Here is a 23,296-nt window from a genome sequence, read left to right on the forward strand (position 1 = left end):
CAAGGGGGCTGATTTCCGTTCCGCCGGATCGCGGCCGCCCGCCCCATTGGCCGTTACAGGGTGGCGGTGCGCGGGGTGATCTGCTGGCGGATCTGTTCACCCACCGAATGGCGGGCGCGTTCCATGTCGTGTTCCAGCTGCAAGCGGACCCAGAAATCGCCCGCCGTGCTGAAATAGCGGGCCAGCCGCAACGAGGCCTCGACCCCGATCGGAGAGGTTCCGGCAAGCAGATCGTTCACCCGGCCTTCGAGCAGGCCCGTGGCCTGCGCCAGTTCGCGCGCGGATATCCCCAGCGGGGTGAGGTATTCCTCTTGCAGAACCCGCCCCGGCGGCGGGCACACGAAGACGGGTTTGGGTTTTTCAGCATCTGGCGGCAAGATCTGCACTTCGGTAGGAAAGCCCGCGGCCTTCCATGCCTCGATACCGCCTTCCATGTGGACAACATCGCGATGCCCCTCTTTCAGCAGCATCTTGCCGGCGGCCTCGGAGCGTTTGCCGACCGCGCAATGCAGGACGACCTTTTTCTCGGGGACCGAGGGAAAAAGCTCGGGATCGAAGCTGGACAACGGCAGCAACAGCGCGCCCGAAATGTGCTCGACCTCATATTCCGAGGTTTCGCGGACATCGACCAGCAGGATTTCGTCGTTTTCCAGCCAGGCGCTAACCTGGCTTGCATCGGCGGCTGTCACGGTGGCTTTGGCGGTCTCGGACACTCTCGCGCTCCCTGTGCATCGGCCAGGCGCATTGCCTGCGCTACAGGATGGGATGCCACCGCTTGCCGCGCCGGTCAACAATTTGCCGTGTGGGCATGGGCCCGACGATCAGTCAAACGGATTGGGCGCCATCGGACGACCGGGCCGGATCGGCCCCCGGGGCAATCCCGGAACATCCGCAGGATTGCCGCCCAGAGCATCGCCATCATCGTCATCGATCAGGCAATTGACCAGGAATTGCGCCGCCGGACCGACAAGCGTGTCGTAGACCTGCCCCCGACCGGGACCGATATCATCAAGCAACTGGCGCGGTTGCGGGCAATAGGCGAGCAGGCCGCCTTCGACATAAATCACTTCGTCCTGACGAAAGGCCAGCGTTGTCACCTCGAACGTGTCGGTCGGAATGCCTGCTTCAATACCGCGAAAGCCCCGCAGGTAGCGTGCCGGAACAACGGCATAGGGATCGCCGCAGGTATCCAGAGCCGCCTCGCATTCGATCAACATCCCCTGGTCGGGCATGAGCCAGATGTCGCGCCGGTTATACAGGGCCCCTTCGGGTACCCGAAGGGGCCGGTAGCGCGGCGGCAGGCCTGTATCCGGCAGCCTCAGGCTTTCGCGCTGTATATCGGCGATCGGTTGCATGGCATTGTCGAAGGTCAGCACCTTGTCGCCGACCCTGAGCATCTCGACCGGCTTCCATCCAAGCGTCGAGGCGATACAGGTCCCCGCCAGCAACCCCGAATGCCCGGTTATGAGCAATCCATCCAGAGCCGCAATCGACTCGACCATTGCCGGGCTTTCACCCGGTCTTTTCGTCTTCCATCCGAACACGCGCGCCCATCCTTGTTGTGGCAGCAGCAAGATCTTCGCTTGCCGGATTAACCATGTTGTCAAAACAGGAAACCCGATTCTCGCGATCTAAAATGGCCGGGAAGAGGGCAAGACTCGGGCATTGTCCGACGCTTTCCGGGTAATACCTGTTGGCCTCGCTCCATTGATGCTGAGGAGGCGACAGCGCACCGGGTCAACCGAAGGCATAGCCAAAGCGGGAGACATCCTCGGCGCAGGCCCGCCCCAACGCAGCAGCACTGTTCTGCGAGTAATAGCTGCGATAATCTGCGGCCCGCTCCGACCGGTTTTCGTGCGGAAGATCGAGCGTGACGCGGAGATGCTCGGTGAGCGGTGCCAGATCCTCGGAGAGATGTTCCAGGCGTATATAAGCCGCGCATTGCTCGACCCCGTCGACGCGGCGCATGTAGCTGGCCGCGGGATTGGCGGCAAAGGCGGCGAGTGTGGCAGGGTCCGTTACGAAGCGGTCGAACGGGACCTGTTTTGCCAGATGCACCGCTGGATGGTCGAAGCGCTGCCCTCGCAGCCAGTGGTAGTAGCTGACCGCCCGGTCCCAGGGGTTGCGCACAAGGGTAAAGGCGAACAGCCCCTCCAGCACCCCGGGTGCGAGCAGTCCATCGATATCGGCCAGGGTCGAGTGTTTCCAGAGCCGCCCGCGTGTCTGCGCCCCTTTCAGGCGGCCACGCCGCCGGATCGCCTTGGGCGTATCGCCGATCAGGATGTCATCCTTCATCGCGCGCGCTTCGAGCGCGATAGCCAGCGAAGTGCCGCCCGTCTTGGGGATATGCACGAAGATATAGCCGCGGCCGGGTGAAATGATCATGGCGTCACGCTAGCCGGGCGGACGGCGGCGCTCAACCCGATCTGAGCGCGATGATCACGCCCGCCACCACGATCAGGCCGATCCCCAGGATCTGCCATGGGCCAAGCCCCACGCCGAAGACCACCCAGGCAAAGAGCGGCCCGAAGATCATCACCGAGAACTCAAAAACCGACACATAAGACGGCTCGCCCAATTGGTAGGCCTTGATCAGCATGAATACGGCGGTGGCCGAGCCGACCGCCTGCATCACCACCCAGGGCAGCGCATCGGTCATCGGCCAGATCCAGCCGCGCGTGACAAAACCCGCCGCGCCCTCGGCCGCCGTGGCAGGGAACAATGCAAGCCAGCCAAGCCCCGCCAGCCCCGTCAGGCCTAGCGCCGTAACCATAGCCCCCAGCAGCGCGGCGGTGCTTTCCTGTGCGCATTTGGCCCGGGTCACCACCGCGCCCAGCGCATAGAAGAAGCCGCCCGCGACGGGCACCAGAATAGTGGCGTCGAACGTTGCCGGATCCGGTTGCAGAACAAAGAGAATGCCGACAAAGCCGATCACCACGGCGATGATCCGCCAGGGACCGATCCGCTGGCGCAATCCAAAGGCAGTGATCAGAAGAACGAAGATCGGCGAGGTGAAGAGACCCGCCAATGCCTGGGCGATGGACATCAGCGACAGCGCGCTGAAATAGAACAGCATCGCCACCGTCAAGAGCAGGCTACGCAGGATCACCCAATTCATCCGGCGGGGGCGCATGGTGCCAAGCCCCAGCATGGACATAATGACCACCAGCGGCAACATCATCGCGGCACGGGTGAAATGAAACTGCCACAGCCCGATGGTCTCGGCCAGACGGATCACGTAGTTGTCGATCACACCAATGATCGACATGGACGCAACCATCAGAAAGGCCGCGGCAATCGGAGCGGAAGGGGTTTCTGCCTGCATTAAGTTGGATTAATCAGAGATCATCACCGAGACTTTCCCGCCAGCGACATCCGCTTTGAAATTGCGACCAGCGGGTGGACGCAAGTCGTTTGATGCCGCCGCCGCTTGCGTGTACTCTGCAAAAAAACAAAGACGAGCAACCCAGACCCCTGCATGACAGCTCTCAAACAATACGAGCGGATCGAAGCGACCGGGCTGTGGCGGCCGTCGCCGGACGAGCAACGCCGCGAAGTCGTGGTGTCGATCGGCGAAGCGACGCTGACGATCTCGGATTTCAACGACCGCGCCCTGACCCACTGGTCGCTGGCGGCACTTGAGCGGCGCAACCCCGGCGAATACCCGGCGGTCTACAACCCCGACGGCGATCCGGGCGAGACGTTGGAACTGGCCGAGACGGAAACCACGATGATTGCCGCCATCGACCGGCTGCAACGCGCGATCGAGACAGCCCGACCACATCCGGGTCGGATCCGCTGGATCTCGGTCGGGGTGGTCGTGGCGGTGGTTCTGGCGGTTCTAACACTGTGGTTGCCGGGCGCGATGCGCCGCCACGTCGTCACGGTCGTACCCGACATCAAGCGGCAGGATATCGGTCGGTCGGTGCTGAGCCGGATTGAACGGGTGACAGGCCGGACCTGCGGCACCGAGGAGACCGATCAGGTGCTGGCCAAGCTGGCACAGCGCACCGGCGTACGTCGCCTTGTGGTGGTTCCCGGTGGGCTGGCGGCCAGCCTCTATTTGCCTGGCGGCATCGTAGTGCTGAACCATACCCTGATCGAGGATTTCGAGGACAGTTCCGTTGTTGCCGGGTTCATCATGGCCGAGCGGTCCCGCGCTCTGGCGCGGGATCCGATGGACGAACTCCTCTACCGGGCCGGGCCTCTGGCCTCGTTCCGGCTGCTGACCACGGGCGGGCTGACGCCCGAAATCCTGGACAGCTATGCCGAGCGTGTCTTGTCGGAGCCGCGTCCGGATGTGCCTGACGAGGATCTGCTGGCGATCTTTTCGCAGGCCGCGATCCCGTCGTCGCCCTATGCCTATGCCCGGGATATTACCGGCGAGTCTGTTCTGGGGCTGATCGAGGCCGACCCGATGACCGGCCGTACGCTGGAACCGGTCCTGGCCGACCGCGACTGGGTGCGGTTGCAGGGCATCTGCGGCAGCTGACGCAGGATCGGCCTCCAAAGGCGGCCCCCGCCCTGCTTGATTTCAGCGGCTGGGACGTTTCGGCGTCTGCGTCGGCTGATAGACGGCGCCCGGCGCATTGCGGGTCGATAGCCGGATATGGGCCGGTGGTTTGGCAACGTTCCGATAAGACCGTTCGCTATGGGTCACGGTGATGGTCTGCGGCGCGGTTTCCACCGGCAGCAAAGTACGCGGCAGTTCGTTCGACCAGAGCGTGTTCATCTGCGCATCGCCTTCAGCGGTGCGGACACCGCGCATCGGGTTCAACCGGCCATCCTTGCGATCGACGGGGCGGAACCCCTGCGGCGTGACATAGGTGCTCTGGATGATGGCGGGCCGCAGGGTGCGCTCGGCACGATGCGGGTTCAGGCGGTCATCGGTCCACACGCTGCGATACCCGGCCGGAACGACAACGTTGGTGGTGTTCTGGCGCTTGTCATAGACATGTTTCGGCACGATCCGGGTTTCCAACGAAACCGGCACGCCTGTCTTGCCCGAACCGGGCTTTCCGGTGTCCAGAGACGAGTTTTTGCGCAAGGGACCATATGTGATCGGCGACTCGGGCTGCGGGCCGCAGCGGACACCGGTCTGATTGATGTAGCGCTGGCTTAGCGTCGAAGCATTCGGGCAGCCGCCGGCAGAGGTCGGCGGCGCACTGGGAGTAACAGCACGGGGCGTGACCTGGCTTGGCGCCGAGGTTGCAACCGGTGCGACCGGAACCGGACGGGCCGTGGTGGTGCGCGTCGTTGGCACCGCAATCGGTGCGACCGGAACCGGCTTGAACTTGGGTGGCGCCGACCGAGGAGCCGGAGCCGTGACGGTCCGGACCTGAGGTTGCGTCGTTGTTGCTTTTGGTTTCGGTACAGGCGCGTTTGCCGGTTGGTCCAAAGTGATGAGCTCGGGTCCGTTCTGCTGCTGCGGGGCGCTGCTGGTGCTGCCCGCCACTGCGGTCGGCTGAAAGCCGCAGATCTGTTTGCGTTCACGCGACACGCGGGGCACCCAGGTCACGTTTCCGTCAATACCCGCCCGGATAAAGATACAGCCACGGCTGTCAACATATTGTTTTCCCTTGTAGGACGCGGGCGGATACTCGGCGGGCGACGTGGCAGGGCGCAGGGTCTGAGCATTCAGAGAGCTGAATCCGATGCTCAACCCTATGACCGAAATCGCAATAACTCTGGTAATTCTCATGCCTGCCCCCACAAGATATGGAAGGCAGGATGCCGCAAAACCTATTGATAGTAAAGCAGCACTTGCCGCAGTTTCGCCCTATTTCGTGCCGAACATGCGGTCTCCGGCATCGCCCAGCCCAGGCATGATATAGCCCTTGGAATTCAGCGCCCGGTCGAGCGAGGCGGTGACGATCGGCACATCCGGGTGCGCCTCTTTCATCCGCGCCACGCCTTCGGGCGCGGCCAGCAGGCACAGGAAGCGGATATCGGTGGCGCCCGCTTTTTTAAGCAGGTCGATGGCGGCGGCCGAGCTGTTGCCGGTGGCCAGCATCGGGTCGACCGCGATCACCAGCCGGTCCTGCAAACCTTCGGGCACCTTGAAATAGTATTGCACCGGTTGCAGCGTCTTCTCGTCGCGATAGAGGCCGACAAAGCCGACCCGCGCCGATGGGATCAATTCCAGCACCCCATCCAGCATGCCGTTGCCCGCCCGCAGGATCGACACCAGCGCCAGCTTCTTGCCCGCCAGGATCGGGGCGTCCATCTCTTCCAGCGGGGTTTCGATGGTGCGCGTGGTCAGCGGCATCTCGCGCGTGACCTCATAAGCCAAGAGCTGGGTGATCTCGCGCAGAAGCTGGCGGAAAGAGGCGGTCGAGGTACCCTTGTCCCGCATGAGCGTCAGTTTGTGCTGCACCAGCGGGTGGTCGACGACGGTCAGATGTTGGCTCATGATGTCTCCAGTCTCTTAGCAACCCGGCTTCGGGTGTCTTCATCGCAGAATGCCGCGCCAAGCGCGGTGGCGTTCAGGTCGGCGAAATCCTCTGCCCCCCAGCCAAAGGCCCGGGCCAGCATCTCATATTCGCGCCGCATCGTGGTATGGAAAAACGGCGGATCGTCGGTGGATATGGTGACGCGGACGCCCGCATCGCGCAGCCGCGCGATGGGATGGGCCGCAAACGAGGGGTAAAGGCCCAGAACCACGTTCGAGCCGGGGCAGACCTCGAGCGTGACGCCCCGGTCGGCCAGTTCGTGCACTAGGTCGGCGTCCTCGATGGCGCGCACGCCATGGCCGATGCGCTCGACCCCCAGCACGCGCACCGCGTCGCGCACGCTGTCCGGCCCACCGAATTCGCCCGCGTGGGTTGTGAGCCTCAGCCCCGCCTCGCGCGCGCAGTCAAAGGACCAGGAATAATCGCCCTGTTTGCCCACACCCTCGTTGCCGCCCATGCCAAACCCGACGATCCAGTCGCCAGCGGTCTCAGCCGCGCAGCGGGCGGCGCGCTTGGCCCGATCGGGGCCGAAATGGCGCACACAGGTAACGACCCCACGCAGGGTAATACCCAGTTTCGCCTCGGCCGCGTCCGATGCATCCCGGATAGCGGCCAGGTAGTCGCGCCAGGCAGCGACATCGCCGCCGCCACAGAAATCGGGGCTGAGGAAGGTCTCAGAGTAGACCACGCCGTTCTCGGCGCTTTGTTCCAGGATCGCCCAGGTCAGGCGACGGAATTCCTCGGGTCCGGTCAGCACCGAGGAGGCGGCTTCGTAGATGCTGAGGAAATGGGCGAAATCGCGAAAATCATAGGACCCGCCCGGCTTGAAGATGCCGCGCAGGTCGATCTTTTTCTCATGCGCCAACTGCCGGATCAGGGCGGGCGGTGCCGCGCCTTCGTGATGCAGGTGCAGTTCGACCTTGGGCAGGTCGGCGACCGGGGGATGTTCTTCGCTCACAGAAAACTCCTCCCCGGTCCCTGCGCGGGAATCCCCAGATGCGCCGCGATCGAGGCGGCGACATCGGCGAAATTCACCTGTCCGATCTGCCCGGCGCCACGCCCGGCGACCAGAACCGGCGCCTGTTCGCGGGTGTGGTCGGTACCGCTCCAACTGGGATCGTTGCCATGATCGGCGGTCAGAACCATCAGGTCGCCGGGTCGCAGGCTTTGCAGAATTTGCCCGATCTCACGGTCAAACCACTCCAGCGTCCGTGCATATCCGCTGATGTCGCGACGATGGCCATAGAGGCTGTCGAATTCGACAAAATTGGCGAAGGTCAGGCTGCCTTCTTCGGCGGTGGCGACCAGCCGGGCGAGATGGGTCATCAGCTCGGCATCCGACCCTTTGACCACATCGTCGATTCCTTGCATCGAGAAGATATCGCCGATCTTGCCAACGCCGTGCACCCGGCGGCCCGCATCCTGCGCCCAGTTGGTCAGCACCGGCGCAGGCGGAGTGATGGCAAAATCCTTGCGGTTGGTGGTGCGGGTGAAGCCGGTCTCACGCGTGCCGACAAAGGGCCGCGCGATCACCCGCCCCACCTTCATCGCATGCAGGCGCGGCGCGACGGCCTTGCACAGCGCCAGCAGGCGGTCGAGGCCAAAGGTTTCCTCATGCGCGGCGATCTGGAACACGCTGTCAGCGGAGGTGTAGCAGATGGGTCTGCCCGTCCGCATATGCGCGTCCCCGTGGCGGTCGATGATCACCGTGCCCGAAGCATGGCAGTTACCAAGGATGCCGTCGCTGCCAGCAGCTTGGGCCACTGCCTGTACCAGATCACTCGGGAAGGCGGGGGTGGTGTCGGGGAAATAGTGCCATTCCCACGGCACCGGCAGGCCCGCCAACTCCCAATGACCCGAGGGCGTGTCCTTGCCCCGGCTGTGTTCGCGCGCGCAGCCCCAGAGGCCAGAAGGGTCCGCCGTCAGCCCCGGCGTGGCCGCGCCCGAGGCCAGTCGGGTGGCAGCGCCAAGGCCCAGCCGGTCGAGATGGGGCAGATGCAGCGGGCCGCTGCGCCCCTCTTCCGCCGCGCCACGCGCGCAGGCTTGGGCGATATGGGCCAGTGTGTTGGCGCCAGTATCGGGGCGGTCGCCGTTAAAGAAGGTACTGGCATCCGGCGCGCCACCGATGCCGACCGAATCCATCACCACCAGAAAGGCGCGGGTCATGGCGTAATCCTTTCATGGATCAACGGTGGCGCGGCCACCGGCTCGGGCCCGATGGTGATCGCCGCGCGCAGGGTGGCCTCGGCGGCCTCTGCCGCCTCTTGCCTCGCAGCGTGGATGGTGGCGAGAGAGGTTCCGGCGCGGACCGATGCGCCCAGACGAATCACGCGAGACAGGCCGACCGAAGGATCGACGGTATCGCTTTCGACCTGCCGCCCGCCGCCCAGCGCCACAACGGCAAGGCCCAGCGCCTCGCCGTCGATGGCGGTGACATAGCCTGAATCGCGGGCGGGAACCTCGCGGATGACGGTTGCCTCGGGCAGGAACCGCTGCCAGTTCTCGACAAATTGCACCGGCCCGCCGACAGCCGCGATCATGCGACCAAAGCGTTCGGCCGCGCGACCGTCTGAGATGATGGCAGCAATGCGCGCGGCCCCGCTGACCGCATCCGGTGCCAGCCCGGTATCGGCCAGCAGCACGCCACCCAGTTCGGCCGAAAGCTGTGCCAGCGGGTCATCGGCATGACCGCCGGTCAGCACCCGCATCACCTCGCCCACCTCGAGCGCGTTGCCGAGGCTGGGCGCCAGCGGCTGGTTCATATCAGTAATCAGGGCCGAGGTCCGGCATCCCGCGGCATTGGCGGTCTCGGTCAGGGCACGGGCCAGGGCGCGGGCCTCGTCCGCTGATTTCATGAAGGCGCCGCTGCCCAGTTTCACGTCCAGCACCAGCGCGTCGGGGCTGGCGGCAAGTTTCTTGGACAGGATCGAGGCGGTGATCAGATCGAGGCTTTCGACCGTGGCCGTCACATCGCGGATGGCATAAAGCCGCTTGTCGGCGGGCGCGATGCGGGCGGTGGCGCCGACAATTGCGGCCCCGGTGTCGCGCACCACCTGCGCCAGTCGGTCGGGCCCAAGCTGGGTGGTGACGCCGGGGATCGCCTCCATCTTGTCGAGCGTGCCGCCGGTATGGCCCAGCCCCCGGCCCGAGATCATCGGCACATAGGCGCCGCATTCGGCCAGCGCGGGCGCCAGCACTAGGCTGATGCAATCGCCCACCCCGCCGGTGGAATGCTTGTCGATCACTGGCCCGTCGAAATCCCAGTGAAGCACATCGCCGGTATCGCGCATGGCCAGCGTCAATGCCGCGCGCCCCTTGGGGCCAAGCCGCCCCATGCAGACGCCCATGGCAAAGGCGCCCGCCTGGGCATCGCTGACAGTGCCATCGGCGAGGCCCTGGGCAAACCATGTCAGTTCAGCCGCGCTGGGCACCTCGTGCCGTCTGAGCCGGGCAATGATGGCGCGAGCGTCCATGACTCAGCTTTTGTCCATATGGGCCGCGCCGAAGGCGCCGGGCAGGAGTTGACCGATGGTCATCGCGGTTTCGACCCCGTCGAGATTGGCCATGGTCACGACAACATTTGGGTCGCCGAATTCGGCCAGCTTCTGGCGGCAGCCACCGCAGGGGGGCACCGGCGCCGGGCTATCGGCGACCACATAGACCTCGGTCAGGCGGCTTTCGCCCGCGGCGACCATTGCAGCGATGGCGCCCGCTTCGGCGCAGGTGCCTTCGGGATAGGCGATGTTCTCGACGTTGCAACCGACATAGACCGCGCCCGAGGCGGCCCGGATCGCCGCGCCCACCTTGAACCGGGAATAGGGCGCATGGGCGTTTTCACGAACGGAAAGGGCGGCGGATTTGAGGCTCATGGCGATTCCCCGGTTTTTGATCATCTGGTCGGAAATGCATAGCCTATCCCGTACCCGCGCGCGAGAGGAACCGCCGGGCAAGGGGGCGCTGCCCCCGTCCTGCGGACTCCCCCGGAGTATTTTTGGCGAAATGAAGGGTTTTAGCCCAGTGTGGTGGTGAAGGTTCCGGGCAAGGTGACCTCAAGCAGTTCGATATCGTCGGAAGGGTCGGACAGGCGGGTGCGCATGCCCGGCGGGATCACGAAGGCATCGCCCTGTTCCAGCGGGAAGGGATCGCGCCCCTCGCCCATCAGCGTGACCGTGCCGTTCATCACGAAGGTGAAGAGGATATCGGTGTCATGGGCGGCCCATTGCGGCACGCCCTCCCCCCGGCGCACCACCTGCACCCCGGCCACGCCCTTGGTATTCGCGGCGATGGTGGTATCCCGGCAGATAAAGCCCGGCAGGCGGAAGGGAGACCATTCGGCCCCTTCGGCCCGGTTATAGACAAAGCGCTGGCCTTGCCATTCACGCTCGGGGCGCAGGTGCGGGGTGGGCAGGGTCATCTCGTGGTCGATCTCGGTGACATGTTCGGCGGGCACGCCGATCTCGATCACCTGTACGTTGTCGCTGGCCTCCAGCACCCGGTGGCGGATTTCGGGCGGCTGGATGAAGCAATCCCCGGCAGTCAGGCGCATCTTGTCGCCCTGATCCTCGTAGACCACATCGACCCAGCCGTGAATGCAGAAGATCAGCTGAAAGCCGACCCGGTGGAAATGCACCATGTCCGGCACCGGCCCGCCATCAGGGATGCGAATATGGCTGGCGATGATCGAGCCACCCAGCCGCGAAGGCACCAGATCGCGGTAATGCATGCCGGCTCGGCCGATGATCCAGGGCGCCTGATCCTTGAGTCGGCGGACCACAAAGCTGTGTTCGGTCTGCGGCATCACCAGGGGCGGGTGGCGCTCCTCGATCTCGATCCGTGTGCCGTTGGGCGCGGTCAGGCTGCGCTGGCCATTGGCGAAACCGTCCGGATCCTCGGTGAGGATGCGCAGGGTGCCGGGCGACTCGGGCGCACCTTTTTCGATGCGCAGACGCAGGCCATGGCCCGAGAACACCGCGGTACGTGGGTCGTCCGCCGGATAGATCATGTCCATCCGCATGCCCAGAACCTTGGTATAAAAGGGGATATCGTCGCGCAGCTCATCCGTGGGCAGGCGCATTTCGGCGATCGTGTCGGTCATGGCTGTCTCCTCTTGCCCGGGACAGTGGCCGCGAGGGGGCCGATTTGCAAGAAGCCGCCTGCGACCTTGTAACCTGAAATGCCCTGTTCCCCTGCGTAAAGATATAGTTTAATGCTAAACTAGTTTCCCGAGGAGGAATTTGACGAGATGTCCGACCAGCCCAGCCTGCGCCAGGCGGCGCTTGACTACCACGCCTATCCCAAGCCCGGGAAACTGGAAATCCGCGCCACCAAGCCGATGGCCAATGGCCGCGATCTGGCGCGCGCCTACTCGCCGGGCGTGGCCGAGGCCTGTTTGGAGATCAAGGCGGATGCAAGCACCGCCGAGACCTATACCGCGCGCGGCAACCTGGTGGCGGTGGTGTCGAACGGCACCGCGGTTCTGGGGCTGGGCAATATCGGCGCGCTGGCATCGAAACCAGTGATGGAGGGCAAGGCGGTCCTGTTCAAGAAGTTCGCGGGCATCGACTGTTTCGATATCGAGGTGAACGAGAGCGATCCGGAAAAGCTGGCCGATATCGTCTGCGCGTTGGAGCCGACATTTGGCGCCATCAACCTGGAAGACATCAAGGCGCCCGACTGTTTCATCGTCGAGAAACTGTGCCGCGAGCGGATGAACATTCCGGTCTTTCATGACGACCAGCATGGCACCGCAATCGTGGTGGGGGCTGCCGCGCGCAACGCGCTGCATGTGGCGGGTAAGTCGTTTGCCGACATCAAGATCGTCTCGACCGGTGGTGGCGCCGCGGGTATCGCCTGCCTGAACATGTTGCTGAAACTTGGGGTGAAGCGGGAGAATATCTGGCTCTGCGATATTCACGGGCTGGTCTACGAGGGGCGCGCCGAGGATATGAATCCGCAAAAGGCGGCCTTTGCCCAGGCCACCGATCTGCGGACGCTGGACGATGTGATCGAGGGGGCAGATCTGTTTCTGGGCCTGAGCGGTCCCAATGTGCTGACGCCCGAGATGGTGGCACGCATGGCGAAACGGCCGATCATCTTTGCACTGGCCAACCCCACGCCCGAAATCCTGCCCGACGCGGCCCGTGCGGTGGCTCCGGACGCGATCATCGCGACCGGGCGCAGCGATTTCCCGAACCAGGTCAACAACGTTCTGTGCTTTCCCTTCATCTTTCGCGGGGCGCTGGATGTGGGTGCGACCGAGATCAACGACGCCATGCAGATCGCCTGTGTCGAGGGGATCGCCGAACTGGCCCGCATCACCACAAGTGCCGAGGCGGCGGCGGCCTATCAGGGCGAGCAGCTGACATTCGGGGCCGATTACCTGATCCCCAAACCCTTTGACCCGCGCCTTGTCGGTGTCGTCTCCTCTGCCGTGGCGCGCGCCGCGATGGAGAGCGGCGTCGCCCGCCGCCCGATCACGGATCTGGAGGCCTATCGGCAGAAGCTGAACCAGAGCGTGTTCAAATCCGCCCTTCTGATGCGCCCCGTCTTCGAGGCGGCGGCCAAGGCGGCGCGGCGGCTGGTCTTTGCCGAGGGCGAGGACGAGCGGGTGCTGCGCGCAGCACAGGCCATTCTGGAAGAAACCACCGAGACGCCGATCCTGATTGGCCGCCCCGACGTGATCGAGGCGCGCTGCGAAAAGATGGGTCTGTCGGTGCGCCCGGGTCAGGATTTCCAGATTGTGAACCCGGAAAACGACCCGCGCTATTACGACTACTGGACCTCATACCACCGGTTGATGGAGCGGCGCGGGGTGACCCCGGACATCGCAAAAGCGATCATGCGCACCAACACCACCGCGATCGGTGCCATCATGGTGCATCGGGGCGAGGCCGACAGCCTGATCTGCGGCACTTTCGGCGAATACCGTTGGCATCTGAACTATGTCGAACAGGTGCTGGGCGGCAAGGATCTGCGTCCGCATGGCGCGCTGTCACTGATGATCCTGGAAGACGGACCGCTATTTATCGCCGACACCCATGTGCGCAGCCGTCCCAGCCCCGAGGAACTGGCAGAGATCACCCTGGGTGCCGCGCGTCATGTGCGCCGTTTTGGCATCGAACCGCAGATCGCCTTTTGCTCGCAATCCCAGTTTGGCAACCAGGCCGAGGGCTCGGGCCTGCGGCTGCGCCAGGCGATCGAGATTCTGGATAGCCGACCGCGAAACTTCACCTATGAGGGCGAAATGAACCTGGACAGCGCGCTGGACCCCGAACTGCGCCAGCGCATCTTTCCGAACTCGCGGCTGTCCGGGGCGGCGAATGTGCTAATCTTTGCCCATGCGGATGCCGCAAGCGGTGTGCGCAACGTGCTCAAGATGAAGGCGGGCGGTATCGAGGTGGGGCCGATCCTGATGGGCATGGGCAACCGGGCGCATATCGTGACGCCCTCGATCACCGCGCGCGGATTGTTGAACATGGCCGCCATTGCCGGAACCCCGGTGGCCCACTACGGTTGATCCCGAAGGCGCCTTGCCGCTAACAGGGAGAGACCGGGATGAAGGGACATTGCCATTGCGGCGCGGTTCACTGGCAGAGCGAAGGCAAAGTCGCATGGAGCTGCTATTGCCACTGTGCCGACTGCCGCCGCAATTGCGCCGCCCCGGTCACCGCGTTCTTCGGCCTGCCCCATGACAGCGTTCAGTGGGGCGGCGACGCCCCGCGCATCTACCGCTCGTCCGACCGGGTCGAGCGGTTGTTCTGCGGCACCTGCGGTACCCAGATGGCTTATCGCAACGCCGATGATCCGGTGAACATTCATCTCTACACGGCGACCCTGGAGGATCCGTCGTCGCTGCCGCCCCGGTTTCACGTGTTTCACTCCGCGCGACTTCCCTGGCTGGAATTGCAGGACGACCTGCCCCGGTTCGACCGCACCGCAGGCTGAAACCGATTCCGCAATCTTTGCAGATCAGAAATTTGCAATTTTGCAAAATGGCCGTATTTTCCGTCAAAACGCCGCCAAAAAGGCGGCTTTGCAAAAATTTGCAAGGGTGCTTTGGGAATGTCTGCAAATTTATTGCGATAATGTGACGCGACGTCCTTTGTCTGGCTTGCCCGGTGACGCCGCTATGCCTAACACACCATCCAGCCGAACGTGAGGAGGACGCCATGGCATATCAGGACGTATACGAGAGCTGGAAGAGCGATCCCGAAGCCTTCTGGATGGAAGCCGCCAAGAGCATCGACTGGGTCGAGGCGCCCAGCCGCGCGCTGGATGACAGCAACGCGCCACTTTACGAATGGTTTACCGATGCCAAGGTCAACACCTGCTGGAACGCGGTCGACCGCCATGTCGAGGCGGGCCGGGGCGAGCAGACCGCGATCATCTATGACAGCCCGATCACCCATACCAAGCGGCAGATTTCCTATGTCGAACTGCGCAACCGCGTGGCCATGCTGGCCGGTGCGCTGCGCGCCAAGGGTGTGGAAAAGGGCGACCGCGTCATCATCTATATGCCGATGATCCCCGAGGCGCTGGAGGCGATGCTGGCCTGCGCCCGTCTGGGCGCCGTGCATTCGGTGGTGTTCGGCGGCTTTGCCGCCAACGAACTGGCCGTACGCATCGACGACGCCCAGCCCAAGGCGATCATCGCCGCGTCCTGCGGGTTGGAGCCGGGCCGAGTCGTGCATTACAAGCCCCTCCTCGATGGCGCCATCGAAATGGCGAAACACAAGCCCGAATTCTGTGTAATCTTCCAGCGCGAGCAGGAAGTGGCGCAACTGGTCGAGGGGCGCGACTACAACTGGCACGGGTTCCAATATGGTGTCGAACCGGCCGAATGCGTGCCGGTCGAGGGCAACCATCCGGCCTATATCCTTTATACCTCCGGCACCACCGGCGCGCCCAAGGGTGTGCTGCGTCCGACCGCGGGCCATCTGGTGGCGCTGAACTGGACGATGAAGAACATCTATAACGTCGATCCGGGCGATGTGTTCTGGGCGGCATCCGATGTGGGCTGGGTCGTCGGCCACAGCTATATCTGCTATGGCCCGCTGATCCACGGCAACACCACCATCGTGTTCGAGGGCAAGCCCGTGGGCACCCCCGATGCGGGCACCTTCTGGCGGGTGATTTCCGAGCACAAGGTCAAAAGCTTCTTCACCGCCCCCACCGCGATCCGCGCCGTGAAACGCGAGGATCCCAAGGGCGAGATGCTGGCGAAATACGACCTGAGCTGCCTCAAGGCGCTGTATCTGGCAGGCGAACGGGCCGATCCGGACACCATCGTCTGGGCGCAAAAGGCGCTGGGCGTGCCGGTGATCGACCATTGGTGGCAGACCGAAACCGGCTGGGCCATTGCCGGGAACCCGCTGGGGATCGAGGAGTTGCCGATCAAGCTGGGCTCGCCCGCCAAGGCGATGCCGGGCTATGACGTGCAGATCCTGGACGAAGGCGGCCACCAGATGAAACCCGGCGAACTGGGCGCCATCGCGGTGAAACTGCCGCTGCCACCGGGCACCCTGCCCGGCCTGTGGAATGCCGAGGCGCGGTTCAGGAAATCCTATCTGGAGCATTTCCCCGGCTATTACGAAACCGGCGATGCCGGCATGATCGACGAGGACGGATACCTCTATATCATGGCGCGCACCGATGACGTGATCAACGTCGCAGGCCACCGCCTGTCCACCGGCGGCATGGAAGAGGTTCTGGCCAGCCACGAGGATGTGGCCGAATGCGCGGTGATCGGCGTCAGCGACGATCTCAAGGGTCAGATGCCGCTCGGCTTCCTCTGCCTTAACAACGGTTGCAACCGTGACCATGCGGATGTGGTGAAAGAGGTGGTCAAGCTGGTGCGCGACAAGATCGGCCCCGTCGCGGCCTTCAAGCTGGCCGTGGTGGTCGACCGCCTGCCCAAGACCCGCTCGGGCAAGATCCTGCGCGGCACCATGGTCTCGATCGCCGATGGCAAGGACTACAAGATGCCCGCCACCATCGACGACCCGGCCATCCTGGACGAGATCAAGGTCGCGCTGCAAACGCTGGGCTACGCCAAGTAGCCCCTAGCGCGACAGCAAGAACAGGCGCCGCCCCCGCGGGTGGCGCCTTTTTGTTGCCCGCATCGCACCCACCCAACAGGTTGTGATCGCCCGTCATCGCCCCGGCGATTGCCAGACTCTGGGTGGGCTTCTACCCTGACCGCAATCGCTGCAACTGACGAGGTTACCCATGCGTGCATTCCTGACCGCACTGGCCTGTTCCGCCGCCCTACCCGTCTTGCCTGCCTTGGCAAGCGAAGGGCACCGCATCCAGGTCACTGGCGAATTGATCGATACCTGGTGTTACTATTCCGGGGTCATGGGCGGCCCCGAGGCAGTGGTCGGCTCGGCTCATCACACCTGCGCCCTGTGGTGCTCGGCGGGCGGCATCCCGGTCGGGTTGCAGGCCGAGGATGGCACCATCTATATGGTGCTCAAGATCGAACAGGACGACCAGCTGGCCGGTGGCGATACCGCGCTCCGCCTGGCCACTCACACGGTCGAGGCGGACGGGATGCATTACGAGCGCGACGGCATCAACTATCTGATCGTCGATCAGGTGATCAGCGATCTGGGCATCGCCAATCTCAACCACGAAGACTATGGCCCCGTGCCCGGCTTCGCCATCCCGGAGCCCAAGGAATGAAACGGTTTTCCCTCGCGCTGGCGCTTTTGGCCAGCCCCGCAATGGCCCAGGATTTCTCGGCCGGTTCGACCGCAAATGCCTGGAACCTCTACGCCGAGAAACCGGCCTTCTTTGAGGCCAAGGTGGTCGATCTGCTCTGCGACCTGACCGGCGACTGCCCCGCCGATTGCGGTGCGGGCAAGCGTCAGCTCGGCCTGTTGCGCAGCGCCGACAATGTCATGGTCCTTCCAGTCAAGAACGGACAGCCGGTGTTTTCCGGGGCCGCCTCCGATCTGGCCCCCTATTGCGGCCAGATGGTTGAGGTGGACGGACTCTTGATCGACGACCCCGATCTGGGTGCCAAACATATCTATCAGGTGCAGAAGATCCGGCTGCTTGGGGGCGAATGGGAAAAAGCCAACCGCTTCACCAAGGTCTGGGATGCCGAGAACCCCGACGCGGCCGGCGAAGGCCCCTGGTTCCGTCGCGATCCGCGTGTGAATGCCGAGATTGCCAAGGACGGTTACCTCGGGCTGGGTCTGGAAACCGACAAGGCGTTTATCGAGGACTGGTTCTGATGCTGGCCCGGCTGACTCTTGTGACCGCCCTGCTGGCGGCCACAACATCGGGCGCGGGCAATAGCCCGCTTCCCTTTGCTGTCGGTGGCGCCTTCGAGCTGACCGATCAGCACGGCCAACGCCGCAGCCAGATCGACCCGGACGGACATGGACAGTTGCTGTTCTTTGGGTATGCCAACTGCCCCGGCATCTGTTCGGCCGCCATGCCGATGATGGCCGATGCGGTCGATCGGCTGAAGGCCGAGGGGCGCACCGTCACCCCTGTGATGATCACCGTCGACCCGGACCGCGATCGACCCGGCAGCATGGATGAACCGCTGGCCAGATATCATGCGGATTTTATCGGGTTGACCGGCTCCGAGGCAGATTTGCAGACGGCCTATGATGCGTTTTCGATAGAAAAGGAACTGGCCTATGTCGATCCCGAATACGGGCCGGTCTACACACATGGCAGCTTTGTCTACCTGCTGAGCGCCAAGGGCGAAGTGTTGACCCTGTTTCCCCCGATCCTGACCTCGGACAGAGTGGTCGAACTGGCACGGAAGTATCTGCCGGAAGACGCCAGGTGACCTTGCGTCACCGATTTTCCTAACCCATGGTCAACCCACGCCGCCCCGCCTAACCTTTCGATGACGGCAAGGGAGGTCGGAGAATGACGCAGGCAAAGCTTTGGCAGTTGGATGCGCATGAAATCGTCGCGCGGACACGCACCGGAGAATTAAGCGCCGAAGAGACGGTCGGCGCAGCGATCGAGCGGATGGAGGCCGTGAATCCCGTCCTGAATGCGGTGGTGCAAAACTGCGCCGAACAGGCGATGGACCGCGCCCGCGCGCTGGACAAGGCTCGTGCCGAGGGTGCGGCGCCCGGACCCCTGTTCGGCGTGCCGGTCACCATCAAGGTCAACGTGGACCAGACCGGATATGCCACCACCAACGGCGTGACCGCGCTGAAAGACATGATTGCGCCCGATGATGCGCCAGTTGTTCGCAACCTGCAAGAAGCGGGCGCGGTGGTGATCGGGCGCACCAATACGCCCGAATTCTCGTTCCGTGCCGATACAGACAATCCGCTGCACGGGCGCACCTTTAACCCCTGGGGACGGCATATCTCGCCCGGTGGCTCATCGGGTGGCGCAGGCGCCGCCGTGATGGCCGGCATCGGCGCGCTGGCGCATGGCAACGACATCGGTGGCTCGCTGCGGTTTCCCGCCGCGGCGAATGGCGCCGTGACGGTGAAACCCGGCCTGGGCCGAGTGCCCGCCTGGAACCCCAGCCAAAAGGCCGAGCGTGGCATGCTGGCGCAATCCATGTCGGTGCAGGGGCTGATCACCCGGTCGGCCGCCGACCTGCATCTGGCCATGCCGAGCCTGATCGCCCCCGATCCCCGCGACCCGTTCCACGTACCCCTGCCCTGGCTGGGTGCCCCGCTCGATGGGCCGATCCGCGTGGCCTTTACCAAGGCGACATATGGTTATGACCTGCACCCCGAGGTCGAAGCGGCGCTGGACACCGCCCGCGACGCGCTGCGCGATGCCGGTTATCTGGTCGAAGAGGTCGAGACCCCCGACGCGTTCGAGGCCGGGCGCGCCGGCTATCGCGCCCTGATGGGCGAGGTCTGGGCGCTGATGAAGGCGGATGTGGACGCCTATGGCTCGCAAACCGTGCGCGATATCTTCGAGGTCTATTTTCAGGAGTTCCCGCCCTTTCACGGCACCGAACTGTTGCAGGTGATGGCCAAGCGCAGCCATTACGCCCGCGAATGGTCGCTGTTCCTGGAGCAATATCCCCTGGTGCTGGGTCCGTTCCTGCCGCAACCCTTCTTTGGTCCCGACCGTGACACTGAGGGCGCCGAGGGCGTGCACGAAGTACTGGGGGCCGCGGTCTGGTCCTATGCAATGAATTTCATGGGCCTGCCCGCCGCCTGCGTGCCGACACGGCTGGCCAATCTGGGAAAGGGACCGCAACCGATCAGCGTGCAAATCACCGCCCGCCGCTGGCGCGAAGATATGGCGGTGGACGCCGCCGCAGCGATCGAGACACGCATAGGACGCATGTGCACACATCTCTGGCCGCGCATCGGTTAGGGCCAAACGCCATACACCGCCCCGTCAACGGCCTCGGTCAAGGTCAGTGACGGGGCAATCATAACATAGCCCTGATACGGAAAACTCAGGATGTATTGATTTTATGGTGCCCCCACACGGACTCGAACCGCGGACCTACTGATTACAAATCAGTTGCTCTACCAGCTGAGCTATAGGGGCAAGCCATTGAAAGCATTCCTGCTTTCTTGGTCTTCACGAAAGCGGTCTTGCCTGACGATAGCCGACGCAGCAATCCCGTTCCACATGTGCCGCCGTTTAAACGATCGCTTCGCAAAGCGCAATCCTCCAAAACCCGGTTTTGCGAAGAACGCCCCGCCTGCTGGATTTGCGACTGCCGCATGATAGCCTGTGACGCTGGCCTCGCCCGGACCACCTGCCCCAAGAGCGTGACCACCAAGGCCTGGTGCGTTGCAACACCTGCCGAGCGAGAGGTCAGGACACAATCCCGCTTGGAATCGGGCAACGCGCTACCACCGCCGTGCCGCATATCCCGCCACAGTTGACAACGGATGTAATTCTTCGGTTTGACTGGTGCCGAGCAAGCGGATACTCAAGACGTATCTGATTGTTTTCAAAGGAAGCCCGGCCCCCATGCAAGTGGTTTTCCACACCGGCGCACATGGAACGGACGACGAACGGCTGATCAAATGTCTGCTCGTTAACAAGGAACCGTTCTCGAAAAACGGGATCGCGGTTCCCGGCCCCGCGCAGTATCGCGGTCTGTTCAAGAAGGTCCTTTCGGCTTTGGACGAAGCCGAGACCGATCCGGACCCGGATGCGCGTGATATTCTGCTCGACACGATACTCGACGGCGAGGTCGCAGACAGGGTGGTCTTGTCCGACAGCAACATGTACGGCACCCGCTGGTCGGCAATCGGCAAGGGCATGTTCTATCCACGCGCGCCGCAAAGACTTGCCTATCTACAGAGCATCTTCAGCTATGATCAGGTCGAAGTGTTCATGGCGATCCGCAATCCGGCAAGCTTCATTCCCAATGTCCTGACGGCCCTGCCGGAAAAAGGCGTCGCCGAGGCGATGGACGAGCTCGACCTGGAAGTGTTGCACTGGACCCAGATGGTGCAGGCGATTCGCGACGCAGCGCCTCAGATCCAGCTGACCATATGGTGTAACGAGGACACGCCCCTGATCTGGTCGCAAATCATTCGCGACCTGGCCGGATTGGAGCACGGCACCAAGATTGTGGGAGGCTTCTCTCTCTTGTCCGAAATCATGTCCAAGGAAGGCATGCTGCGCTTTCGCGCCTACTTGGCCGAGCACCCCGAGTTGACCGAGATGCAGAAACGTCGGGTAATTGCAGCCTTCCTCGACAAATACGCGCTGGAAGACGCGGTCGAGGAAGAGCTTGATCTGCCCGGGTGGACGCACGAACTGGTGGACAGGCTGACCGAACTGTACGACGAAGACGTCTTTGCGCTGCAACGTATCCCGGGTGTACAGTTCATCGCGCCCTGACTACCGCTGCGGCGCAGGCGCTCACATGCCAAGCGCGGCCTTGTACATTTCCAGCACTGCTTCTTCTTCAGCGATGTCGTCCTTGTCGCGCTTGCGAAGGGCGACGATCTTGCGCATCACCTTGGTGTCGTAGCCGCGTGCCTTGGCTTCGGCCATCACTTCCTTTTGTTGCTCGGCGATGTCTTTTTTCTCGGCTTCCAGCCGTTCGATCCGCTCGATGAACTGGCGCAACTCGCCTGCGGCAATGTTATAGGTGGCATCTGCCTGGGGCTGATCCATGGTGCATTCTCCGTTGGTCCGACACGCGCCTGCGGCATAGCCTGAGCCCGGTTCGCCTGCAAGGCGCATTTCCCCAACCTTGCACCCAATGGACCGATCGGCTAACGCGGGGCCTGAATGCTGCAAGGTGGAGCGGGAATGCTGTTCGACATCATCATCTGGGCTGGCGCAAGCCTGTCGCTGGCCGGGCTGGCCGGACTGGTCTGGTGCATTCTGCGCGTGAACAAGGCCCGAAAGGCCGGGCTGAGCGACGATGATCTGCGCGCAGCGGTACAGGCGGTCTTACCCTGGAATCTGGGTGCGCTGTTTGTCTCGGTCCTTGGACTGATGATGGTAATCCTGGGAATATCGCTCGGCTGAAAACAGCCCGATCAGACCGGCATGTTGTCGAAGCGCGCTTCGACCGCATCCTCGCACAGCGCAGCATCAAGCTGACGCAGCCGCGACGGGAGCTTTACGCCGCGCCCGCGCATCTGATCCATGATGCGGCTGAATTGCGGCTGAACTTCAAGCCGTGTTGCAAGGCCCGCCCCCGCAACCCGTCGCTCCAACATCTCGGCCACGCGAAACAGCTCTTGATCGGTCATGATTTTCCTCCCTTTTCCCTGTATCTTGCCGCCTGTGTGTAACAGGGCCAAGAACTCTCCGATGTTTTCGGTCTGTCTAAGGACAGTTCCAACGAATGTGCTCATTCCCGAAGCACACCGGAGCGACTTGCCAAAGTATCGCGCAAACCGGTGCCTGCCGACTTGACCCACGTCAAACGCGTACCGATTTGCGAAAGAGACTGAAACAGTTGCATCACATTCATCTTTACCTATATGTCATGCAGAGAACCACTGGAGACGACGATGACCCCCTTTGTGAAAGCTTTCTTTGATGAGGCGACCTTTACCGTGTCCTACCTGGTGCGCGAGCCGCAGGGGAAAAGCTGCGCCATCATCGACAGCGTGCTGGATTTCGATCACGCCTCGGGGCGGACGAACACCAAATCGGCGGATGCGATCATCGAATACGCCAAAGCCGAAGACCTGCGGGTGGAGTGGATTCTGGAAAGCCATGTTCACGCCGACCATTTGTCTGCCGCACCCTATCTGCAAGAAGCTTTGGGTGGGAAAATCGGTATCGGCAAGAACATCACCATCGTTCAGGACACGTTCGGAAAAGTGTTCAACGAGGGCACCGAATTCCAGCGCGACGGCAGTCAGTTCGATGCCCTGTTCCAGGACGGCGACAGTTTCCATGTCGGCCAGATGCGCGGCGATGTGCTGCATACGCCCGGCCATACCCCGGCCTGCCTGACCTATGTCATCGGCGATGCAGCGTTTGTGGGCGATACGCTGTTCATGCCCGATTTCGGAACGGCGCGCTGTGATTTTCCTGGCGGCTCTTCGGCGACCCTCTACCAGTCGATCCAGAAAATCCTGGCCCTGCCTGACGAAACTCGCATCTTTGTCGGTCACGACTACAAGGCGCCCGGGCGGGACGAATATGCCTGGGAAACCACCGTGGGCGAACAGAAGGCGCTGAACATCCACATCGGTCAAGGCCGCAGCATCGAAGAGTTCGTACACATGCGCGACACCCGCGATGCGACCCTGGCAATGCCGCGCCTGATCCTGCCCTCTTTGCAGGTGAACATGCGCGCCGGACACATGCCGCCAGCGGACGAACAGGGTAACGTTTATCTGAAACTTCCGGTCAACAAGCTCTGACCGTACCGAAACAAACAAGCGCGAACAAAAGAG

The 23,296-nt window shown here is 63.2% G+C and carries 24 protein-coding genes and 1 tRNA gene; 11 read left to right on the forward strand and 14 right to left on the reverse strand.

The features are described 5' to 3' along the window. Positions 1 to 53: 53 nt before the first annotated feature. The 4 genes from OE747_RS09095 to OE747_RS09110 form a co-directional block, all read right to left on the reverse strand. Positions 54 to 713 carry a HigA family addiction module antitoxin gene (locus OE747_RS09095; protein WP_263828293.1) on the reverse strand — a complete coding sequence of 220 codons (660 nt, stop codon included), beginning with the start codon at positions 711 to 713 and terminating at the stop codon, positions 54 to 56. A 108-nt stretch (positions 714 to 821) separates the two neighbouring features. Further along, entirely contained in the window at positions 822 to 1,502 is a 681-nt protein-coding gene (locus OE747_RS09100) for a Hint domain-containing protein (protein ID WP_263828294.1), read from the reverse strand. 235 nt (positions 1,503 to 1,737) lie between these two features. Further along, the gene (locus OE747_RS09105; protein WP_263828295.1) at positions 1,738 to 2,385 is read right to left on the reverse strand and encodes a sulfotransferase family protein; all 648 of its coding nucleotides are present in this window, start codon (positions 2,383 to 2,385) and stop codon (positions 1,738 to 1,740) included. Between the two features lie 31 nt (positions 2,386 to 2,416). Next, the gene (locus OE747_RS09110; RefSeq protein ID WP_263828296.1) at positions 2,417 to 3,325 is read right to left on the reverse strand and encodes a DMT family transporter; all 909 of its coding nucleotides are present in this window, start codon (positions 3,323 to 3,325) and stop codon (positions 2,417 to 2,419) included. Positions 3,326 to 3,478: 153 nt separating this feature from the next. On the opposite strand from OE747_RS09110, the gene OE747_RS09115 reads away from it, so the two are divergent. Further along, complete coding sequence (locus OE747_RS09115) at positions 3,479 to 4,492, forward strand: hypothetical protein (RefSeq protein ID WP_263828297.1); 1,014 nt, start codon at positions 3,479 to 3,481, stop codon at positions 4,490 to 4,492. Between the two features lie 42 nt (positions 4,493 to 4,534). Here OE747_RS09115 and OE747_RS09120 read toward each other — a convergent pair whose 3' ends face one another. The 7 genes from OE747_RS09120 to OE747_RS09150 all read right to left on the reverse strand — a co-directional run bounded on the left by OE747_RS09120 (position 4,535) and on the right by OE747_RS09150 (position 11,547). Next, positions 4,535 to 5,701 (reverse strand): SPOR domain-containing protein, encoded by a 1,167-nt coding sequence (locus tag OE747_RS09120; RefSeq protein WP_263828298.1) that lies wholly within the window; start codon positions 5,699 to 5,701, stop codon positions 4,535 to 4,537. Between the two features lie 78 nt (positions 5,702 to 5,779). Continuing rightward, on the reverse strand, positions 5,780 to 6,412 hold the full coding sequence (gene upp, locus OE747_RS09125; protein WP_263828299.1) for a uracil phosphoribosyltransferase: 633 nt from the start codon (positions 6,410 to 6,412) through the stop codon (positions 5,780 to 5,782). Further along, the gene (locus tag OE747_RS09130) at positions 6,409 to 7,410 is read right to left on the reverse strand and encodes an adenosine deaminase (RefSeq protein WP_263828300.1); all 1,002 of its coding nucleotides are present in this window, start codon (positions 7,408 to 7,410) and stop codon (positions 6,409 to 6,411) included. Before OE747_RS09130 ends, upp begins: the two co-directional genes overlap by 4 nt. Continuing rightward, positions 7,407 to 8,618, reverse strand: a complete 1,212-nt coding sequence (locus OE747_RS09135; RefSeq protein WP_263828301.1) for a phosphopentomutase — start codon at positions 8,616 to 8,618, stop codon at positions 7,407 to 7,409. The genes OE747_RS09130 and OE747_RS09135 overlap by 4 nt, the downstream gene beginning before the upstream one ends. Further along, the gene (locus tag OE747_RS09140) at positions 8,615 to 9,925 is read right to left on the reverse strand and encodes a thymidine phosphorylase (protein ID WP_263828302.1); all 1,311 of its coding nucleotides are present in this window, start codon (positions 9,923 to 9,925) and stop codon (positions 8,615 to 8,617) included. The genes OE747_RS09135 and OE747_RS09140 overlap by 4 nt, the downstream gene beginning before the upstream one ends. 3 nt (positions 9,926 to 9,928) lie before the next feature. Continuing rightward, entirely contained in the window at positions 9,929 to 10,321 is a 393-nt protein-coding gene (locus tag OE747_RS09145; RefSeq protein ID WP_404818307.1) for a cytidine deaminase, read from the reverse strand. 140 nt (positions 10,322 to 10,461) lie between these two features. Then, complete coding sequence (locus OE747_RS09150) at positions 10,462 to 11,547, reverse strand: cupin domain-containing protein (protein WP_263828304.1); 1,086 nt, start codon at positions 11,545 to 11,547, stop codon at positions 10,462 to 10,464. Positions 11,548 to 11,694: 147 nt separating this feature from the next. Between OE747_RS09150 and OE747_RS09155 the strand changes: the two genes are divergently transcribed. The 7 genes from OE747_RS09155 (at position 11,695) to OE747_RS09185 (ending at position 19,775) form a co-directional block, all read left to right on the forward strand. Then, entirely contained in the window at positions 11,695 to 13,968 is a 2,274-nt protein-coding gene (locus tag OE747_RS09155; protein WP_263828305.1) for an NADP-dependent malic enzyme, read from the forward strand. Positions 13,969 to 14,006: 38 nt separating this feature from the next. After that, positions 14,007 to 14,396, forward strand: a complete 390-nt coding sequence (locus tag OE747_RS09160; RefSeq protein WP_263828306.1) for a GFA family protein — start codon at positions 14,007 to 14,009, stop codon at positions 14,394 to 14,396. A 224-nt stretch (positions 14,397 to 14,620) separates the two neighbouring features. Continuing rightward, the gene (gene prpE / locus OE747_RS09165; protein WP_263828307.1) at positions 14,621 to 16,510 is read left to right on the forward strand and encodes a propionate-CoA ligase PrpE; all 1,890 of its coding nucleotides are present in this window, start codon (positions 14,621 to 14,623) and stop codon (positions 16,508 to 16,510) included. A gap of 169 nt (positions 16,511 to 16,679) precedes the next feature. After that, positions 16,680 to 17,135, forward strand: a complete 456-nt coding sequence (locus OE747_RS09170) for a hypothetical protein (protein ID WP_263828308.1) — start codon at positions 16,680 to 16,682, stop codon at positions 17,133 to 17,135. Continuing rightward, entirely contained in the window at positions 17,132 to 17,692 is a 561-nt protein-coding gene (locus OE747_RS09175; RefSeq protein ID WP_263828309.1) for a hypothetical protein, read from the forward strand. Before OE747_RS09170 ends, OE747_RS09175 begins: the two co-directional genes overlap by 4 nt. Beyond that, positions 17,692 to 18,261, forward strand: coding sequence for an SCO family protein (locus OE747_RS09180; RefSeq protein ID WP_263828310.1), 570 nt, complete (start codon positions 17,692 to 17,694; stop codon positions 18,259 to 18,261). Before OE747_RS09175 ends, OE747_RS09180 begins: the two co-directional genes overlap by 1 nt. Positions 18,262 to 18,344: 83 nt before the next feature. Further along, positions 18,345 to 19,775, forward strand: coding sequence for an amidase family protein (locus OE747_RS09185; protein WP_263828311.1), 1,431 nt, complete (start codon positions 18,345 to 18,347; stop codon positions 19,773 to 19,775). 104 nt (positions 19,776 to 19,879) lie between these two features. Here OE747_RS09185 and OE747_RS09190 read toward each other — a convergent pair. Continuing rightward, positions 19,880 to 19,955 (reverse strand) — tRNA-Thr (locus tag OE747_RS09190). Positions 19,956 to 20,387: 432 nt separating this feature from the next. Here OE747_RS09190 and OE747_RS09195 point away from each other — a divergent pair. Beyond that, entirely contained in the window at positions 20,388 to 21,269 is an 882-nt protein-coding gene (locus OE747_RS09195) for a hypothetical protein (protein WP_263828312.1), read from the forward strand. A 21-nt stretch (positions 21,270 to 21,290) separates the two neighbouring features. On the opposite strand, the gene OE747_RS09200 is transcribed toward OE747_RS09195, so the two are convergent. Next, the gene (locus tag OE747_RS09200) at positions 21,291 to 21,548 is read right to left on the reverse strand and encodes a DUF2312 domain-containing protein (protein ID WP_164129857.1); all 258 of its coding nucleotides are present in this window, start codon (positions 21,546 to 21,548) and stop codon (positions 21,291 to 21,293) included. 138 nt (positions 21,549 to 21,686) lie between these two features. On the opposite strand from OE747_RS09200, the gene OE747_RS09205 reads away from it, so the two are divergent. Next, a complete protein-coding gene (locus OE747_RS09205; RefSeq protein WP_404818308.1) occupies positions 21,687 to 21,908 on the forward strand; it encodes a hypothetical protein in 222 nt (73 codons plus the stop codon). A gap of 11 nt (positions 21,909 to 21,919) precedes the next feature. Here OE747_RS09205 and OE747_RS09210 read toward each other — a convergent pair whose 3' ends face one another. After that, on the reverse strand, positions 21,920 to 22,135 hold the full coding sequence (locus OE747_RS09210; protein WP_263828313.1) for a hypothetical protein: 216 nt from the start codon (positions 22,133 to 22,135) through the stop codon (positions 21,920 to 21,922). Between the two features lie 264 nt (positions 22,136 to 22,399). On the opposite strand from OE747_RS09210, the gene OE747_RS09215 reads away from it, so the two are divergent. Continuing rightward, positions 22,400 to 23,263 (forward strand): MBL fold metallo-hydrolase, encoded by an 864-nt coding sequence (locus OE747_RS09215; protein WP_263828314.1) that lies wholly within the window; start codon positions 22,400 to 22,402, stop codon positions 23,261 to 23,263. Positions 23,264 to 23,296: the final 33 nt, after the last annotated feature.

Origin of the sequence: Ruegeria aquimaris, assembly GCF_025751555.1 — a bacterium.
Taxonomy (GTDB): Bacteria; Pseudomonadota; Alphaproteobacteria; order Rhodobacterales; family Rhodobacteraceae; genus Ruegeria_B; species Ruegeria_B aquimaris.

Excerpts from the sequence above, each read along its gene's own strand:
- OE747_RS09100 (WP_263828294.1), bottom strand. The coding sequence starts at position 1,502 with ATGGTCGAGTCGATTGCGGCTCTGGATGGATTGCTCATAACCGGGCAT.
- OE747_RS09105 (WP_263828295.1), bottom strand. The coding sequence starts at position 2,385 with ATGATCATTTCACCCGGCCGCGGCTATATCTTCGTGCATATCCCCAAG.
- OE747_RS09110 (WP_263828296.1), bottom strand. The coding sequence starts at position 3,325 with ATGCAGGCAGAAACCCCTTCCGCTCCGATTGCCGCGGCCTTTCTGATG.
- OE747_RS09115 (WP_263828297.1), top strand. The coding sequence starts at position 3,479 with ATGACAGCTCTCAAACAATACGAGCGGATCGAAGCGACCGGGCTGTGG.
- OE747_RS09120 (WP_263828298.1), bottom strand. The coding sequence starts at position 5,701 with ATGAGAATTACCAGAGTTATTGCGATTTCGGTCATAGGGTTGAGCATC.
- upp (WP_263828299.1), bottom strand. The coding sequence starts at position 6,412 with ATGAGCCAACATCTGACCGTCGTCGACCACCCGCTGGTGCAGCACAAA.
- OE747_RS09135 (WP_263828301.1), bottom strand. The coding sequence starts at position 8,618 with ATGACCCGCGCCTTTCTGGTGGTGATGGATTCGGTCGGCATCGGTGGC.
- OE747_RS09140 (WP_263828302.1), bottom strand. The coding sequence starts at position 9,925 with ATGGACGCTCGCGCCATCATTGCCCGGCTCAGACGGCACGAGGTGCCC.
- OE747_RS09145 (WP_404818307.1), bottom strand. The coding sequence starts at position 10,321 with ATGAGCCTCAAATCCGCCGCCCTTTCCGTTCGTGAAAACGCCCATGCG.
- OE747_RS09150 (WP_263828304.1), bottom strand. The coding sequence starts at position 11,547 with ATGACCGACACGATCGCCGAAATGCGCCTGCCCACGGATGAGCTGCGC.
- OE747_RS09155 (WP_263828305.1), top strand. The coding sequence starts at position 11,695 with ATGTCCGACCAGCCCAGCCTGCGCCAGGCGGCGCTTGACTACCACGCC.
- OE747_RS09160 (WP_263828306.1), top strand. The coding sequence starts at position 14,007 with ATGAAGGGACATTGCCATTGCGGCGCGGTTCACTGGCAGAGCGAAGGC.
- prpE (WP_263828307.1), top strand. The coding sequence starts at position 14,621 with ATGGCATATCAGGACGTATACGAGAGCTGGAAGAGCGATCCCGAAGCC.
- OE747_RS09170 (WP_263828308.1), top strand. The coding sequence starts at position 16,680 with ATGCGTGCATTCCTGACCGCACTGGCCTGTTCCGCCGCCCTACCCGTC.
- OE747_RS09175 (WP_263828309.1), top strand. The coding sequence starts at position 17,132 with ATGAAACGGTTTTCCCTCGCGCTGGCGCTTTTGGCCAGCCCCGCAATG.
- OE747_RS09180 (WP_263828310.1), top strand. The coding sequence starts at position 17,692 with ATGCTGGCCCGGCTGACTCTTGTGACCGCCCTGCTGGCGGCCACAACA.
- OE747_RS09185 (WP_263828311.1), top strand. The coding sequence starts at position 18,345 with ATGACGCAGGCAAAGCTTTGGCAGTTGGATGCGCATGAAATCGTCGCG.
- OE747_RS09195 (WP_263828312.1), top strand. The coding sequence starts at position 20,388 with ATGCAAGTGGTTTTCCACACCGGCGCACATGGAACGGACGACGAACGG.
- OE747_RS09200 (WP_164129857.1), bottom strand. The coding sequence starts at position 21,548 with ATGGATCAGCCCCAGGCAGATGCCACCTATAACATTGCCGCAGGCGAG.
- OE747_RS09205 (WP_404818308.1), top strand. The coding sequence starts at position 21,687 with ATGCTGTTCGACATCATCATCTGGGCTGGCGCAAGCCTGTCGCTGGCC.
- OE747_RS09210 (WP_263828313.1), bottom strand. The coding sequence starts at position 22,135 with ATGACCGATCAAGAGCTGTTTCGCGTGGCCGAGATGTTGGAGCGACGG.
- OE747_RS09215 (WP_263828314.1), top strand. The coding sequence starts at position 22,400 with ATGACCCCCTTTGTGAAAGCTTTCTTTGATGAGGCGACCTTTACCGTG.